Annotated in this window: 11 protein-coding genes and 2 pseudogenes; 1 reads left to right on the forward strand and 12 read right to left on the reverse strand. The window is 61.1% G+C overall.

Translation table 11 applies throughout. The features are described 5' to 3' along the window. Window positions 1–31: 31 nt before the first annotated feature. The 6 genes and pseudogenes from B0G81_RS00280 to B0G81_RS00305 all read right to left on the reverse strand — a co-directional run bounded on the left by B0G81_RS00280 (window position 32) and on the right by B0G81_RS00305 (window position 6,377). A complete protein-coding gene (locus tag B0G81_RS00280; RefSeq protein WP_134142948.1) occupies window positions 32–1,660 on the reverse strand; it encodes an electron transfer flavoprotein-ubiquinone oxidoreductase in 1,629 nt (542 codons plus the stop codon). Window positions 1,661–1,739: 79 nt separating this feature from the next. Further along, window positions 1,740–3,530 (reverse strand): acyl-CoA dehydrogenase, encoded by a 1,791-nt coding sequence (locus tag B0G81_RS00285; RefSeq protein ID WP_134132312.1) that lies wholly within the window; start codon window positions 3,528–3,530, stop codon window positions 1,740–1,742. A gap of 394 nt (window positions 3,531–3,924) precedes the next feature. Beyond that, window positions 3,925–4,970: pseudogene (locus tag B0G81_RS00290) on the reverse strand (AraC family transcriptional regulator ligand-binding domain-containing protein). Between the two features lie 141 nt (window positions 4,971–5,111). Further along, a pseudogene (locus tag B0G81_RS00295) lies at window positions 5,112–5,323 on the reverse strand (DDE-type integrase/transposase/recombinase); the annotation flags it as partial. 72 nt (window positions 5,324–5,395) lie between these two features. Beyond that, complete coding sequence (locus tag B0G81_RS00300; protein WP_134132317.1) at window positions 5,396–5,995, reverse strand: lytic transglycosylase domain-containing protein; 600 nt, start codon at window positions 5,993–5,995, stop codon at window positions 5,396–5,398. A 190-nt stretch (window positions 5,996–6,185) separates the two neighbouring features. After that, window positions 6,186–6,377, reverse strand: a complete 192-nt coding sequence (locus B0G81_RS00305; RefSeq protein WP_134132319.1) for a hypothetical protein — start codon at window positions 6,375–6,377, stop codon at window positions 6,186–6,188. A gap of 632 nt (window positions 6,378–7,009) precedes the next feature. Between B0G81_RS00305 and B0G81_RS00315 the strand changes: the two genes are divergently transcribed. Beyond that, on the forward strand, window positions 7,010–8,440 hold the full coding sequence (locus tag B0G81_RS00315) for a TetR/AcrR family transcriptional regulator (protein ID WP_134132321.1): 1,431 nt from the start codon (window positions 7,010–7,012) through the stop codon (window positions 8,438–8,440). 230 nt (window positions 8,441–8,670) lie between these two features. On the opposite strand, the gene pntB is transcribed toward B0G81_RS00315, so the two are convergent. From pntB to B0G81_RS00345, 6 genes are all read right to left on the reverse strand, one after another. Next, entirely contained in the window at window positions 8,671–10,086 is a 1,416-nt protein-coding gene (gene pntB, locus B0G81_RS00320) for a Re/Si-specific NAD(P)(+) transhydrogenase subunit beta (RefSeq protein ID WP_134132324.1), read from the reverse strand. Window positions 10,087–10,099: 13 nt separating this feature from the next. Then, window positions 10,100–11,698 (reverse strand): Re/Si-specific NAD(P)(+) transhydrogenase subunit alpha, encoded by a 1,599-nt coding sequence (locus tag B0G81_RS00325; RefSeq protein WP_134132326.1) that lies wholly within the window; start codon window positions 11,696–11,698, stop codon window positions 10,100–10,102. Window positions 11,699–11,787: 89 nt separating this feature from the next. Then, window positions 11,788–12,084, reverse strand: coding sequence for an EthD family reductase (locus tag B0G81_RS00330; protein ID WP_106285734.1), 297 nt, complete (start codon window positions 12,082–12,084; stop codon window positions 11,788–11,790). A 181-nt stretch (window positions 12,085–12,265) separates the two neighbouring features. Continuing rightward, the gene (locus B0G81_RS00335) at window positions 12,266–12,943 is read right to left on the reverse strand and encodes a hypothetical protein (RefSeq protein ID WP_134132328.1); all 678 of its coding nucleotides are present in this window, start codon (window positions 12,941–12,943) and stop codon (window positions 12,266–12,268) included. A gap of 34 nt (window positions 12,944–12,977) precedes the next feature. Further along, window positions 12,978–13,634, reverse strand: coding sequence for a c-type cytochrome (locus B0G81_RS00340; protein ID WP_134132331.1), 657 nt, complete (start codon window positions 13,632–13,634; stop codon window positions 12,978–12,980). A 10-nt stretch (window positions 13,635–13,644) separates the two neighbouring features. After that, entirely contained in the window at window positions 13,645–15,129 is a 1,485-nt protein-coding gene (locus B0G81_RS00345; RefSeq protein WP_134132334.1) for an FAD-dependent oxidoreductase, read from the reverse strand. Between the last annotated feature and the right edge of the window lie 8 nt (window positions 15,130–15,137).

Raw genomic sequence — 15,137 nt, forward strand, 5'->3', positions numbered from 1 at the left:
TCGCGCCCGCAGGCGCGGAGATGCGTTTGCGTTACATGTTCGGATAGTTCGGCCCGCCGCCACCTTCAGGCGTGACCCACACGATGTTCTGCGTCGGGTCCTTGATATCGCAGGTCTTGCAGTGCACGCAGTTCTGCGCGTTGATCACGAGGCGTTCGCTGCCGTCGTCGTTCTTGACGAACTCGTACACGGCCGCCGGGCAATAGCGTGATTCCGGACCGGCATAGGTCTGCCAGTTCACATTCACCGGCACGGACGGATCTTTCAGCGTCAGGTGAGCCGGCTGATTCTCTTCGTGGTTGGTGTTCGAGATGAACACGGAAGACAACCGGTCGAACGTAAGCTTGCCATCGGGCTTCGGATACACGATCGGCTTGCATCGGGAAGCCGGCTTGAGCATCTCGTGATCCCAATGCTGGTGATGCAGCGTCCACGGTACATTGCCGCCCAGCAGCTTCTGCTCGATGCCGACCATCATCGTGCCGAGGTACAGGCCCTTGCTCATCCACTGCTTGAAGTTGCGCGCGCGGTGCAGTTCGGTGTGCAGCCACGATGTCTTGAAACTCTCCGGATACGCGGTGAGTTCATCGCTGGTGCGACCTGCCTGCACGGCTTCAAAAGCAGCTTCGGCAGCCAGCATGCCGGTCTTGATCGCCGCATGCGAACCCTTGATCCGCGACGCGTTCAGGAAACCCGCATCGTCGCCGACCAGCGCGCCGCCCGGGAACACCAGCTTCGGCAGCGACATCAGGCCGCCGGCCGTGATCGCGCGTGCGCCGTACGACACACGTTTGCCACCTTCGAGCACAGCGCGAATCGCCGGGTGCGTCTTGTAGCGCTGGAATTCCTCGAACGGCGACAGATACGGGTTCGTGTAACCGAGGCCGACCACGAAGCCCACCACCACCTGATTGTTGTCCATGTGATACAGGAACGAGCCGCCGTACGTATCGTTCTCCAGCGGCCAGCCGGCGGTGTGCATCACCAGACCCGGCTTGTGCTTCGAAGGATCGATTTCCCACAGTTCCTTGATGCCGATCCCGTAGACCTGAGGATCGGCGCCTTCGCGCAGCTTGAATTTATCGTTCAGCTGACGGCCCAGGTGCCCACGCGCGCCTTCGCAGAAGAGCGTGTACTTCGCGTGCAGCTCCATGCCGAGCTGGAAGTTCTCGGTCGGCTCGCCGTCCTTGCCGATGCCCAGATTGCCGGTCGCGACGCCTTTGACCGAACCATCGTCGTTATACAGAATCTCCGCCGCCGGGAAGCCCGGGAAGATTTCCACGCCCAGCGCCTCGGCCTGCTGACCCAGCCAGCGCGTGACATTCGCGAGGCTGATCACGTAGTTGCCGTGATTCTTGAAATTGTCCGGCAACGCCCAGGTCGGCACGCTCTTCGAGCCGGTTTCGGTCAGGAACAGGAATTTGTCTTCGGTCACGTCCACCGTCAGCGGCGCGCCTTTTTCTTTCCAGTCGGGAATCAGTTCGGTGATCGCGCGCGGGTCCATCACCGCGCCCGACAGGATGTGCGCGCCGATCTCGGAACCCTTCTCGAGCACGCACACGCCGATCTCGGTGCCATTCCCGGCGGCCAGCTGCTTGAGCCGGATCGCCGCGGACAGGCCGGCCGGGCCGCCGCCGACGATCACGACGTCGTATTCCATCGATTCGCGCGGGCCGTATTGCGCGGCCAAGTCCTGTGTGGTCAAAATCCTGTCTCCTCCTGCGCCTCGACCGTGACGGTTAGAACTGGTCTTCCGACAACGCGAGCACGCTGTTGTTGCCCTTCGCGCTGACGATCGACGCTTCGAGCCCGCCTGCCTGCACGAGGACGTGTTCCGCATAGCATTGTGCGATCGCGATCTTCGCATCGAAGAATGCCGTGTCGCTCGCGCGGTTCGCGTGCGCTGCCAGCAGTGCGCGCGCCATCTGCCATCCGCACAGCACGATGCCCGCCAGCTTCAGGTACGGCACGCTGCCCGCGAACACCGCGTTCAGGTCCTGCTTCGCGTTCGCGAGCACGTAGTCGATCACCGTCGACAACGAGTGCGCGCCCTTCTCCAGCTGCGCTTTCATCGACGCGGCCGCCGCGCCGTCGACCTTGCCGAGCGCCGCGACCGTATCGCCGATCTCGGCGATCAGCGCCTTCGCGACCGCGCCGCCGTCGCGCAGCGTCTTGCGGCCGACCAGATCATTGGCCTGAATCGCCGTCGTGCCTTCGTAGATCGCCAGGATCCGCGCGTCGCGGTAATACTGCGCGGCGCCGGTTTCCTCGATGAAGCCCATCCCGCCGTGCACCTGCACGCCGAGGCTTGCCACGTCGTTCACCATCTCGGTGCTCCAGCCCTTTACGACCGGCACCAGAAATTCGTAGATTGCCTGATGACGTGCCCGCGTCGCCTCGTCCGAATGGTGATGGGCAATGTCGCTGTGCGCGGCCGCGACATACGCGAGCGAGCGTGCGCCTTCGGTCAGCGCGCGCATCGTGCCGAGCATCCGGCGCACGTCCGGGTGATGGATGATGGTGACTGACTGCCGGGCCGAGCCGTCGACCGGGCGGCTCTGCACGCGCTCCCTCGCGAATGCGGCGGCCTTCTGGTATGCACGGTCGGCGACGCCGATCCCCTGCATCCCGACGCCGAAGCGCGCGGCGTTCATCATGATGAACATGTATTCGAGGCCGCGATTCTCTTCGCCGATCAGGTAGCCAATCGCGCCGCCATGGTCGCCGTATTGCAGCACTGCGGTCGGGCTCGCCTTGATCCCGAGCTTGTGCTCGATCGACACGCAGTGCACGTCGTTGCGTGCGCCGAGCGAGCCGTCTTCGTTGACCAGGAACTTCGGCACGATGAACAACGAAATGCCCTTCACGCCTTCCGGCGCGGTCGGCGTGCGCGCAAGCACCAGGTGGACGATGTTGTCCGCCATGTCGTGTTCGCCCCACGTGATGAAGATCTTCGTGCCGAAAACGTTGTACGTGCCGTCGCCCTGCGGCTCGGCGCGCGAGCGCACCAGCGCGAGGTCTGAACCGGCCTGCGGCTCGGTCAGATTCATCGTGCCCGTCCATTCGCCCGAGATCAGCTTCGGCACGTAGCGCTGCTTCTGTTCGTCACTGCCGGCCGTCAGCAGCGCCTCGATCGCGCCGTCGGTGAGGAGCGGACACAGCGCGAACGACAGGTTCGATGCGTTCAGCATTTCGATGCACGGTGCCGCGATCAGCTTCGGCAACCCCTGACCGTCGTACTCGGCCGGATGCTGCAACCCCTGCCAGCCGCCCTCGACGAACTTATGGAACGCCTCCTTGAAGCCCGGCGTGGCGGTCACGACGCCGTCCTTCCAGCTGCTCGGATTGCGGTCGCCTTCGACGTTCAGCGGCGCCAGCACCTCGCCGCAAAGTTTCGCCGACTCATCGAGCACGGCATGCGCGGTGTCGTAACCGGCATCCTCGAAGCCCGGAAGCTGCGCAACGGTGTCGATGCCCGCGAGCTCCCTGAGCACGAACAGCATGTCCTTGACGGGGGCGGTATAGCTCATGGTCGATGTTCCAATCAGGCGGTGAGTGAGGTGCGTCTCAAGGCCCGATACGGCAAAACCGGCCAGATCCAGGAGACGTAGTGATGCATCCTACCGCCGCCGTGACGAATTCCCATTGTCATATCCGGCCCTCATGGTGACAAAACCGGCCACGCGATGCACGGGCGATGCTGAAGGCAGTCGGCCGTGTCGGGTTTCCCCGAATCCGGTCTCTGCGAAAAAACATGCGCATCGTTGTGCCGACCAGTAGGGCCGAAGCGGTGGTGACAGTTGGCGGAGCGTCCGGCAAGGGGGGCCGGTTATGGGTCGCATAGGGGAGCCGGGCGTGGGAGCGGGCGAAGTGAGTCGGCCAGGTGATTCAGCGTCGGAAAAACGGCTGCACCTGCTCCGCGCGCTATGCACGCCGCCGGTAAGTCCCCGGTGTGCTGCCTGTCCAGTGCCGGAACGCGCGATGGAACGCGCTCGGATCGTCGAAGCCAACGTCGGCGCCGATCGCCGCGATCGTGTCGGGCGTGTCGGTGAGCCGCTGGATTGCGATATCTCGCCGCAGTTCATCCTTGAGCACCTGGAACGTCGTGCCTTCGGCGGCCAGGTGGCGGCTCAAGGTGCGTACGGAGCAATGCAGATGCTCGGCCACCAGATCGATCACTGGCAGGTCGGGCAGCGCCGCCGACAGGTATTGCCGCACGCGATGGCACACGAGCTGTTCGCTGAACGATTCAAAGATCCAGTCGCCTGGCGCGCGCGCGAGGAACTTTTGCAGGTTGCGCTTGCTCTGCCGGATTGGCGCGTCGAGGTAGTCCACGCTGAAGCGCAGAAGCGTGCGCTCGCAGTCGAACTTCACGGACCGGAGAAGAAGTACAGGTGATCGACCGCATGGCGCGGTCGCGGGCACGCAAGCTCGATCTGCAGCAGCGCGATCTTCTGCCCGATCAGCCATGAACACACGCCGTGAACGAGCTTGAGCATCAGCTCCTGGCCGAGCGGGCTGATTGGGCCCACGGCCGCATCCGGCCGCAGCATTACCTGCACAATGAGACCGTCGTTCCTCGATTCGACGAAGAAGTCATCGAGCAGGATATGGAAGAACTGGCCGAAACGATGGAGCGCCGTTTTAAGGTTGCGCGCATCGAGCAGGCTCAGGCACAGGTACTTCAGCGTGCCGCCGCGCAGCGGGCGCGAGAAGATGCCGGGCATCTCGTCGTCGAGGTCAATCGCGAGCGTGCGGTACAGCGTCGAGAATTGCTCTTCCGTCACGCGCGAATGCGGCTCGCCGAGCAACTCGATTGCAATGCCGGCTTCATACAGATAGCCTTCGATCACATCGCGCCCCACGCCCGCGCTCGCCAGGAAACCGTTGACGAGCGAGATCGGCACCGTGGCGCCCGGCGACGGCAGTGCGCGCCCGCGCTGGGCGGAACGGGAATGTGAGCCAGTCATCGCGTGCCCGTAGACTAAACCGCTCGGATTGTACTTGAGCGGCCCGGAACGCCGTCGACTTGCAAGCTTCCGACCCGACCTCCAGAAAGCGTCGGTGCAATAGGAGCGGTCAATGGAGGTGGGATGGGTTGCGCGAACGCACTTCATCTGTCCTTTGACGATCATGTGCATAACTTCGATGCCTCCCAGCAGGATCAGGACGCATCGAATAGACTTGAATCCCAGCATGGCCCGGATGCGCCGCTCGACCGTCCGATGATCCTGCTCGACGAGGTTATTGAAATATTTGGATTGGCGGATCTTGATGGGTGTTTTTCACGATCGGCATTGATGCTTTCAAGCGCGGCGAGGTTCGGGGCTCAACAAGTTGCCCGGTTTGTCGGGTTTTCTTGCCGGCGAGATCGGCAATCCAAACGGGACCGCGACTACAAACCGAGTTCCGCTTTCATCATGCTCAAGTGATCGGCTACACGTCGCGCGTAGCCCTTGGCGCCTCCACTGTACCGATATAATGCGTCGTCGAGGTTTCCACCTGACGCTCTTATGTAGTCTTGCAAAATTGCGCACCCGATACGGATGTTTGTGCGCGCGTCTGTCAAATCAGACGTGCGAAGGACACGGTCTGCGTGTTGAGACGGAAGCACCTGCATGAGTCCCATGGCGCCAACCACACTTACCGCGAAACGGTCGAAACTGGATTCGACGGCGATCACTGCAAGCAATAACAGCGGTGAGATTGTGGAACGCTTCGCAGCATTCAGCACCGCGTGACCGATTTGCAACGCATCGTGCAATCCGATGTGAAAGCGGGTACTCACAACAGTTGCGATTTCCTCCGCAGTAGGCATTCCCCCTTGCGGCACGTCGACAGCTTGAGTGGATGTTGGCCAAACTGGAAAATCAGCGCCATAGCACAGTCCCGTTAGCGACCCGAACACCACAACTGCCGCAAAGACATTACCGCGGAGTCGATAAGCAATTGTTCGTGGCTTATCGATACGCTCTTTCTTCGCGTTCGTTAGCATGACTAATCCCCTTAAATCCACGTAGTCACGAACGGTTCAGGCGGAGTCTTCCCTGGAACGGTCTGACGAAGTTAGGTCACAACGACAAAGGAAAAAATAGAGTAGAAACAGGATATTCCGTCCTGACCACTCACTCGAAAAAAAACAGAGGCGTACTGTCCAGCAACGACAACAGCATTAACACCGTAGGTCAAATTAAAGATTCCGGCGCCCGATTAATGCGGGCACCGCACGTTTCGCTCGCGACCGACTCGCGGACGCTGTTGGCAAAGCGCTGAAGAGCTTGCAAGGATCCGTACACGCTCTTGTACTCTTCGCGGCCGATCCGCCCATCGAGCACGACCAGCATGCCCGAGTCGCTTGCAATCTTTTCGATGTCCATCGCAATTCCCCTTCAATCCCGACGAATACGCCTGCCTTCCTCATTCGGCCTTCAGCCAGGCTCGCATCGCCGGCCGCTCCGAAGAAGGAGGAAATACACACCACGATCCGTCGTCGTGCTGGAAAAAGATGAGCGCCAGGGAGCCTGACGCCAGAAGAGATTCTGCACGGACACATCGCGTGGGTCTCGGTGCCGCATAACGGAACCGGGTCAAGCGGACCGGCGAGGCCGGTGTCGGGGCCAACCATTTGTCGATCAGACTCCGCAAAGAAACTACATTGCTGCTCATCTCGCACTCCTTCATCCTCAGCCCCGCAACCATCCTCTCATCAAGCCAATCTGTCCATTTTATTGACCTATATTTATTTTATTCATGACCTAATAATAGCTGTGCATCGGCCTAAAATCAAGCTTGGTAAACGCAGGGGAAACACCGACTGGTGTGAACAATTCTCCAGCCACTTGCTGTTTCTCGGCCTCGTGCAAATCCGCCCCTAATTATTCAGACAGGGCGATTGTCACAAATGCGAGCAGGTGTCCGAAACTTGCTTCACCGAGATCGCATCGACGATGCTTTTGCATACCATCGAACCGACCTATAATCTGAAGTAGTTCTATTGAGGAGAGCCGACGTGCAAGAGAGATCGCCGGAGCGAGGAACCTTGGGGGAAGCAAGGCCCGACGGCGGGCCAGTTGCAGGGCGAAACCGGGAACTGCGCATCACGCAGATCATCGTTGCCGCTCGGCAGACGTTTCAGGAAGATGGGTACGCTGGATTCGCGACACGTCGCGTAGCGCGTCGGGTCGGAATCGCACAAGGAAACCTCCAATACTACTTCCGCACGAAAGATGAATTGCTGCGTACGGCGCTGCGGGCGTATATACGCCAGACGCTCAACGACTACGCGGAAATCGCAAGCCGGCCCGGCGCCAGCGCCGAGCGGCGTTGCTCTGCGCTCGTAGAGCGCATATTTCGCGATATCAACGAAACCGATCTACCAAAGTTTCTGTTTGAAGTCTGGGCTTTCGCTCAGCATGAACCCTATGCTGCGGAACTCGTCGACGATATGTACGCGGAATATCGGGGCATGTTTGTGAAGCTGCTCTCGGAAATCCACCCGGCTTTGACAAACGAAGAGTGCTTCGTGCGTGCATCCGTTCTTATCGCGCAGACCTCCGGAATGATGATTCTCTCTCATCAAGGCGGGGGCTCGGATAAGGACCATACAGAATTTATTCGCGTGACAAAGCGAGCTATAAAATTGATTGTCAGCTTGTCAGGACAGGTGCTCGAATACGGTGGCCCCCTTCACAGCTCGCGCAAACCCCACGCACAGGGTAGCAGCAATACTCACGTCGGCGTCTTTGGGTCCCAAGGGCATATCCAGCACGGATTGCTTGAGTTGAGCACGCGTCAAACAGGAAAGGACGTCCTCGACTACCGGCCAACGCTCCAAGGGAAGCGTCGAGAGATAAAGACCAACGAGATAATCTCTTCTGCCGCTAACCTCCTGGCGTCGGAAGGATATGCGAACTTTACACAGGCGCGAGTTGCGAGGGAGCTCGGTATCCTGCCGGCCGCGCTCCAGCACTATTTTCCCACGCACGATGACCTGCTTCACTCGACCATTAGCGCACTGCTGAAGGCCTATCTGGATCGCTATGTAGAAATGGGCAGGCCAAGCGGCAAACCCGCGCTCGAGCGCCTGCGTGAAATCGTCGAGGACGTTTTCGAGGAAGCCTGCGATCCGAGGGTATGTCGATTCGCGATCGAAATGTTCGCGCTAGCTCAGCACTCAGATGTCACCCGTGAGCTCGTAAGACGAATCTACGCTGCTTATCGGGCGATTTACGCCGACCTGGTGCGCGAGATAGATTCGTCTGCTACAGCGCGTGAATGCCTCGCTCGCGCGACACTCATCGCGGCACAGATGGAGGGCGTAGCGACCCTGATGTTCGGTCTGCCGAAGCAATGGGGGGACATTGACCGCGTTTTCGAACTGATGATGGCCATGGCGATTCGCATTGCGCACGGAAGAATTGACGCCAAGGATGCAGCGTAGGTCCCGCGCTTGAATTCGTCGATGATCAACAGACTTGCGGCGCAGACATCGGCCTGGCGCAATCGTCCCGTCAAGCCTGCTTTAGACGGTTTCTCGCTGGGTAGAAAGGCGTCGTCAGGAATGGCTCCCCGTGCGCCATCAGGGCGTACGCGCTCCGAGAAAACGTCACGAATCGTGCCGCAAGTCGGGGCGCAGTTCCGCCCCGATCTCGCGGCAAGTAAAATGGACAATCAGACCGCCAGCGCGCCAAAGATTTCATTGAGCATCGACTTCGCGTCTCCGAACAACATGCGGTTGTTGTCCTTGTAGAACAGCGGATTGTCGACGCCCGCATAGCCGGAGGCCATGCTGCGCTTCATCACGATCGACGTCTTCGCCTTCCACACTTCGAGCACCGGCATGCCGGCGATCGGGCTCATCGGATCGTCCTGCGCGGCCGGGTTCACGATGTCGTTCGCGCCGATCACCATCGACACGTCGGCCTCCGGGAAGTCGCCGTTGATCTCGTCCATTTCCAGCACGATGTCGTACGGCACCTTCGCCTCGGCCAGCAGCACGTTCATGTGCCCCGGCATGCGACCCGCGACCGGGTGAATCGCGAAACGCACGTCGACACCCTTTTCACGCAGCAGCTTCGTGAGTTCGAACACGGTGTGCTGGGCCTGCGCCACGGCCATCCCGTAGCCCGGCACGATGATCACGCGCTTCGCCTCGCGCAGCAGCTCGGCCGTCTCCACCGCGCTCACCGCCACCGCTTCGCCGGCCGGCTGTGCCGCGCCGCTGCCGACTGCCGCCGGTGCGCCCGCGCCGCTGCCGAAACCGCCCGCGATCACGCTGATGAAGTTGCGGTTCATCGCGCGGCACATGATGTACGACAGGATCGCACCGGACGAGCCGACCAGCGCGCCGATCACGATCAGCAGGTCGTTGCCGAGCATGAAGCCGGTCGCCGCCGCCGCCCACCCGGAGTAGCTGTTGAGCATCGACACCACGACCGGCATGTCCGCGCCGCCGATCGCCATCACCATGTGCACGCCGAACAGCAGCGAGATCACCGTCATCACGACGAGCGGCAGCATGCCGTCCTGGATGCTTTCCGCATGCAGGAACGCGCGGCCGTAGTAGATCACGATCAGCAGCGCGGCCAGGTTCATCCAGTGCCGCGCCGGCAGCAGCAGCGGCTTGCCGCCGATCTTGCCCGACAGCTTGCCGAACGCGATGATCGAGCCTGTGAACGTGATTGCACCGATCAGGATGCCGACATAAATCTCGACCTCGTGAATGGCCTTCTCGGCGCCGGTGAACTGCACCGACGTGTCGATATAGCTCGCGAAGCCGACGAGGCAGGCCGCGAGACCGACCAGGCTGTGCATCAGCGCGACCAGTTCCGGCATCTGCGTCATCTGCACTTTCTTCGCGGCGTACAGGCCGCCGGCGCCGCCGACGACGAGCGCGGCGCTCACGTACGGAATGCCCGCGGCCGACACGCGCGGGCCAAGCACGGTGGCCAGCACGGCGGTCAGCATGCCGATCATGCCGAGCAGGTTGCCGCGACGCGCGGTCTCGGGATTGGCGAGGCCGCCGAGGCTGAGGATGAACAGGATCGCGGCGCCGATATAGGAGACGGTCGTCAGGTTTGCAGTCATTGTTTTCGTCCCCTTATTTGCGGAACATCGCCAGCATGCGTCGTGTCACCGCGAAGCCGCCGAACATGTTGACGGCCGTGAGCGTGAGTGCGCCCACCGCGAGGCCGAGGATCAGCCCGGACGGACGGTCGCCGGCGTTGGCCGGCTCGCCCAGCGGCGGCGCGACCTGCACGAGCGCGCCGATCGCGATGATCGACGAGATCGCGTTGGTCACGCTCATCAGCGGCGTGTGTAGCGACGGCGTGACGTTCCAGATCACCATGTAGCCGACGAAGCACGCGAGCACGAACACCGTGAAATGCGACAGGAAGCTGGCCGGTGCGAACTGGCCGACGAACAGGAACGCCAGCGCGCCGATCGCGAATACGATCGCGAGCGACTTGGCCGACATCGGCTCGCCGCTGTGACCGTGGCCTTTCAATTTCGCCGGTGCGGCAGCTGCGGGTGCCGCTGCCGCGGGCTTGGGCGCGACGACCGCCTGCTTGATCGGCGGCGGCCACGTGACGTTGCCTTCCTTGATGACGGTGAGGCCGCGGATCGCATCATCGTCGAAGTCGACGTTGATCGTGCCGTCCTTGCCCTTGCACAGCTCCTCGACCACACGCAGCAGGTTGGTCCCATACAGCGTGGAAGATTGCCGCGGCAGGCGCGATGCGAGATCGGTATAGCCGACGATCGTCACGCCGTGGCGCACGACGGCTTCGCCGGGCACCGTGAGTTCGCAGTTGCCGCCCTGTTCGGCGGCCATGTCCACGATCACGCTGCCGGGCTTCATCGACTGCACCATCTCGGCGGTGATGAGCTTCGGCGCCGGCTTGCCGGGGATCAGCGCGGTGGTGATGATGATGTCGGCATCCTTCGCCTGCCGCGCGTACATCGCGCGCTGCGCCTGCTGGAAGCCTTCGCTCATCACCTTCGCGTAACCGCCGCCGCCCGAGCCTTCTTCTTCGTAGTCGACCTTGACGAACTCGCCGCCGAGCGACCTGACCTGGTCGGCCACTTCCGCCCGCGTGTCGTTCGCGCGCACGATCGCGCCGAGGCTGGCCGCCGTACCGATCGCGGCCAGACCGGCCACACCGGCGCCCGCGATGAACACCTTGGCCGGCGGGACCTTGCCGGCCGCGGTGACCTGCCCGTTCAGGAAGCGGCCGAATGCATGCGCGGCCTCGATCACTGCACGGTAGCCGCTGATGCCGGCCATTGACGTGAGCGCGTCCATCTTCTGTGCGCGCGACAGCGTGCGCGGCAGCGAATCGATCGCGAGCACGGTGGCACGCTTCGCAGCCAGCTGCTGCATCAGTTCGGGATTCTGCGCGGGCCACACGAAGCCGATCAGCGTGCCGCCTTCGCGCATCAGCGCGACTTCTTCCGTGCTCGGCGGGCGCACCTTGAAAACGATATCGCTGCCCGACCACAGCTCGGCCGCTGTAGCGGCGATGCTCGCACCGGCCGCACGATACGCGTCGTCGTCAAAATTCGCGCCGGCACCGGCGCCGCTTTGGACGGCGACCGAAAACCCCAGCTTGATCAGCTTCTCGACCACTTCGGGCACGGTCGCAACGCGCCGTTCGCCGGCGGCAGCTTCTAGAGGAATTCCAATCAATAGTGTCATCGGACAATTCTATTTTTCACATGGCATCGTTCATCGCAAGGATTGCAGGCCCGACGGTAGTGACGAAGTCGGGCCAGCCGAGCGATCTGTCAATCGTCCGCGCAGAAAATCGTCGGAGTGATAGTGGTGAAGTTTTTCACGTCACCCATTACCTCGGCAGTTTTGGCGGAAGAAAGGACCCTATTGATCGCGGCCTGATCGTTGAAACGCAGTATCGCAACGCATGCGAAGGGCTGTGCTTTCGTTGATGGAAACAGGACTTCGGCCGATTGCAGACCGAACTCGCTCCACGCCGAGCCGACAAGGGGAGCATGCTTCGAAAGGTAATACTCACGGTCAAAGGTCGCACCTTCCGTGCTTGGGTAGTTCACGATCAGGGTAGTCATATTCAATCCTGTGTTGAGATACGTTTGAGAGTTGCCTTAGGTGGTCGCTCTAACACCTTGCAAGCGTGCCGGCTGCTTTCGTGCGCGGCCCAGCAACTGCCCACCGAACAACAACATCCACAGAGGCGGAACCAGCACGATGACCACCTCGCCGGCGTTCGAGAGCGCGTCGAGAAGCAAGTCAGCTGCGGTACGGTGTGGGCGATTTCAGCACGGCCCCGCCGCTTTTCGTTCCCTCGATAGCACAATAGCCGTGATAGATCGCCGCCATGAGGTAGGCCCACGAGCACAAAGCAAGGGTGTAGAAATTGAAAAACACGTTCGTTTCGTCGCCCGGGATCTTGTAAAAATCATAAATACCCGCAATGCCGAGTGAAGTCACCAGGCCTAACGCCAAGGCCAGCGCACGGAGCGTCTCACCTATTTCCAGGAGCCTTTTAATGAAGTACGCGAGATAGATCGACAGCAGGATCCACATCGTCAGATAGAAGTAGGGCAAAACCGGAGCGACGAAGTCCGATCCCACGAGGACGAATGTGAGTGCAGCCGGGACGACAAATGCCGCGACGTCCTGGCGAACTGTCGGCTTGTACCCGTGCGTAATCGCCATCAGACCCGCAACGGCGATGATAGGCATGCCGAATCCACGGGAGAACGCGTCAAAGAAATGCGCTACCTCATAGGAAACGGCGTTCCCGGTGGCAAAGTATCCGATAGCGTTCGTCGCGGAGATACCCACAATCCACATCTCCAGCCCGAGAAGAAAGTTGCGTCTTTTGACGAACTTCCAGCCGTGGAAAAATGAACTCCACGCCAGCAACGCACTAGAGAGAACGAGAACGACAGATCTGAGGTCCATGACTAAACTCCAAACTCCGGTTGTATCTGATAGGTCAATTTTTCTTCGGGTCAAGGCTTGCCAGATAGATGGCAATGGCCTGGCGGTCTTCTGGCGAAAAACCAGTCGCTAGATTTTTCATGACGCCTGTGGGTTCACTGCGGATGCCGGAAGCGAACTCGTCGAACTGCGCAAGCAGATAGTCGTATCCCTGACCGGCCAACCGCGGAAACTGGTCGTGGCCCATCAGTTGGGCACCATGACATGCGACACAGTTGCCCGCGGCCACCAGGCGCTGTCCCTTCTCGCGCAACCGTGCATCCGGTTGGAAGTAGTGATTCGCGACCGGAGTCACACTTGCGAAATACGCAGCCAGCGATTTGATCTGCGGGTCGCTCATCGTCTTAGCGAGAGGTCCCATGTTCGGATTGCGCCGCGCCTCACTCGCGAAATTGTGGAGCTGTGTTTCCAGGTAAGGCGCGGGCTGCCCCGCCAGGCTCGGATATCCCTGATGGAGCGAGTTTCCTTTGACTCCATGGCAGACGGTGCAGGTGTCGACCACGTGTGGCCATGGCCCGCCATCGGCAACGTAAGCGGCCGCCGACGTCGTGACATAGCTCTGAAGTCGATAAAGGCCCAGCAGATCGGAACCAAAAATGGCGAGCAGCAGGACGGCAACCAGAGGAATGCCAAATAATAGAATTTTTTTCATTGATACCCTCCTACGCTCGACGCAGGGAATTCAGCGCCTGAAGTGCGCCATGATGGCCGGAACGCACTGCGCCATCCATGTAACCGGCCCAGATATCTGCCGTCTCCGTTCCCGACCAGATCAGCTTGCCGCACGACGGGCGCAGCGCCTCGCCGTGCGCGCTCCAGAAGCCCGGCGGAATTGCGGAAACGCAGGTAATCGTCCAGGGATCGGCCTTGCTCCAGTCCTGATCGTGATAGGCGATGGGAGAAAGCGCTTCGTCGCCCCATGCCTGCGCGTAGAACTGCTTATGCATGGCCATTGCAGCGTCCCGTTCGGACGGGACCATCGCATTCCCGACGAACGCGTTGATGACCCCGATCTCCCCACCGGGCGGGGAGTTGTCGAAGGCCCAAAGAATGGGGCCATTGACCTGGAAGATGCTGCCGTTCATGCCCTTGTCGCGCCAGAACGGGCGGCGATAAACCATGGCCGTCTTCCGCGCGGGGGAATGCGCGGGCCAGGCGCCCTGCAGGGCCGCACGCTTTTCGGGCAAGGGCGGATCGAACTGCATCTGATGACACAAGGCCGGATGGATGGCCATGATGACGGTACGCGCCCGTACTTCTCCATGGTCCGAATGCAGGGTGACGACGTCGCTGTCCCATCCGGAAATCTGGCGAACCGGTGAAGACAAGCGGACCTTGTCGCCGAGTTGCTGGGCCATCTTGATACTGAGGATTTGCGAGCCGCCGATGAAGCGGGTTTCCTGGGCGCTGTGCTTGATGGCGTCGAGTTGAGAATAATCGCAATCCGCCGAATTGATCATCGAAAGGAAATGCAGCAACCCCATCTTTGCCGGCGCCGCGCCACCCGAGAGAATGATGCTGGCATTCCAGCTCACCTGGTCTTCCGGCTTGATATCCTGCTTCGCCAGCCAATCCCCGACCGAAAGCCTGTCCAGTTCGCCGATCTTCGAAGACTTCCACGGCGCACCACCGGGGACGTCGCGCGAGAGCTTGCTGAGCTTGGCCGCGACCGCCTCGTCGGTACCGAAGGTGCCCTTCAAATCGACTGTCACGCGCCCTTCACCGCCCAGAACGACTGTCTTCCCGTCGTAATAGGTTGGGAAAGTTCCGACGCCCAGTTCGCGCGCGAGATCGGCGACGGCAGTCTGGCCCGGGCCGATCCACTGTCCGCCGACTTCCGAAACGTACCCACCGGGAATGTTGTAGTTGAGCGTTCGCCCTCCCACGCGATCCCGGGCTTCGAGCACCAGAAAGGACTCGCAGCCCGCCTTACGCAGGTCTCGCGCGGCAGTCAGGCCGGCCAGTCCAGCACCGATGATGGCGACATCGAGAATGCCGTCAGTGCTTCTCGCGCCCGTGGTGACTGCGGCATACGACTGTTGGGCGCTCACGGCGAGCGTGCCCGCGGCAGCCGAGGCCCCGGCATATTTGAGCCATTGCCTGCGCTGCAGGTTTGCCGTACTGGTTGGAGAAGATTTTTTTGCCATACAGCCTC

Origin of the sequence: Paraburkholderia sp. BL6665CI2N2, assembly GCF_004366535.1 — a bacterium.
Classification (GTDB): Bacteria; Pseudomonadota; Gammaproteobacteria; order Burkholderiales; family Burkholderiaceae; genus Paraburkholderia.

Bases quoted from the DNA above. Each gene is read 5' to 3' on its own strand.
- B0G81_RS00345 (WP_134132334.1), bottom strand. From the start codon at position 15,129: ATGGCAAAAAAATCTTCTCCAACCAGTACGGCAAACCTGCAGCGCAGG.
- B0G81_RS00285 (WP_134132312.1), bottom strand. From the start codon at position 3,530: ATGAGCTATACCGCCCCCGTCAAGGACATGCTGTTCGTGCTCAGGGAG.
- B0G81_RS00300 (WP_134132317.1), bottom strand. From the start codon at position 5,995: ATGCTAACGAACGCGAAGAAAGAGCGTATCGATAAGCCACGAACAATT.
- B0G81_RS00280 (WP_134142948.1), bottom strand. From the start codon at position 1,660: ATGGAATACGACGTCGTGATCGTCGGCGGCGGCCCGGCCGGCCTGTCC.
- B0G81_RS00325 (WP_134132326.1), bottom strand. From the start codon at position 11,698: ATGACACTATTGATTGGAATTCCTCTAGAAGCTGCCGCCGGCGAACGG.
- B0G81_RS00335 (WP_134132328.1), bottom strand. From the start codon at position 12,943: ATGGACCTCAGATCTGTCGTTCTCGTTCTCTCTAGTGCGTTGCTGGCG.
- B0G81_RS00330 (WP_106285734.1), bottom strand. From the start codon at position 12,084: ATGACTACCCTGATCGTGAACTACCCAAGCACGGAAGGTGCGACCTTT.
- pntB (WP_134132324.1), bottom strand. From the start codon at position 10,086: ATGACTGCAAACCTGACGACCGTCTCCTATATCGGCGCCGCGATCCTG.
- B0G81_RS00305 (WP_134132319.1), bottom strand. From the start codon at position 6,377: ATGGACATCGAAAAGATTGCAAGCGACTCGGGCATGCTGGTCGTGCTC.
- B0G81_RS00340 (WP_134132331.1), bottom strand. From the start codon at position 13,634: ATGAAAAAAATTCTATTATTTGGCATTCCTCTGGTTGCCGTCCTGCTG.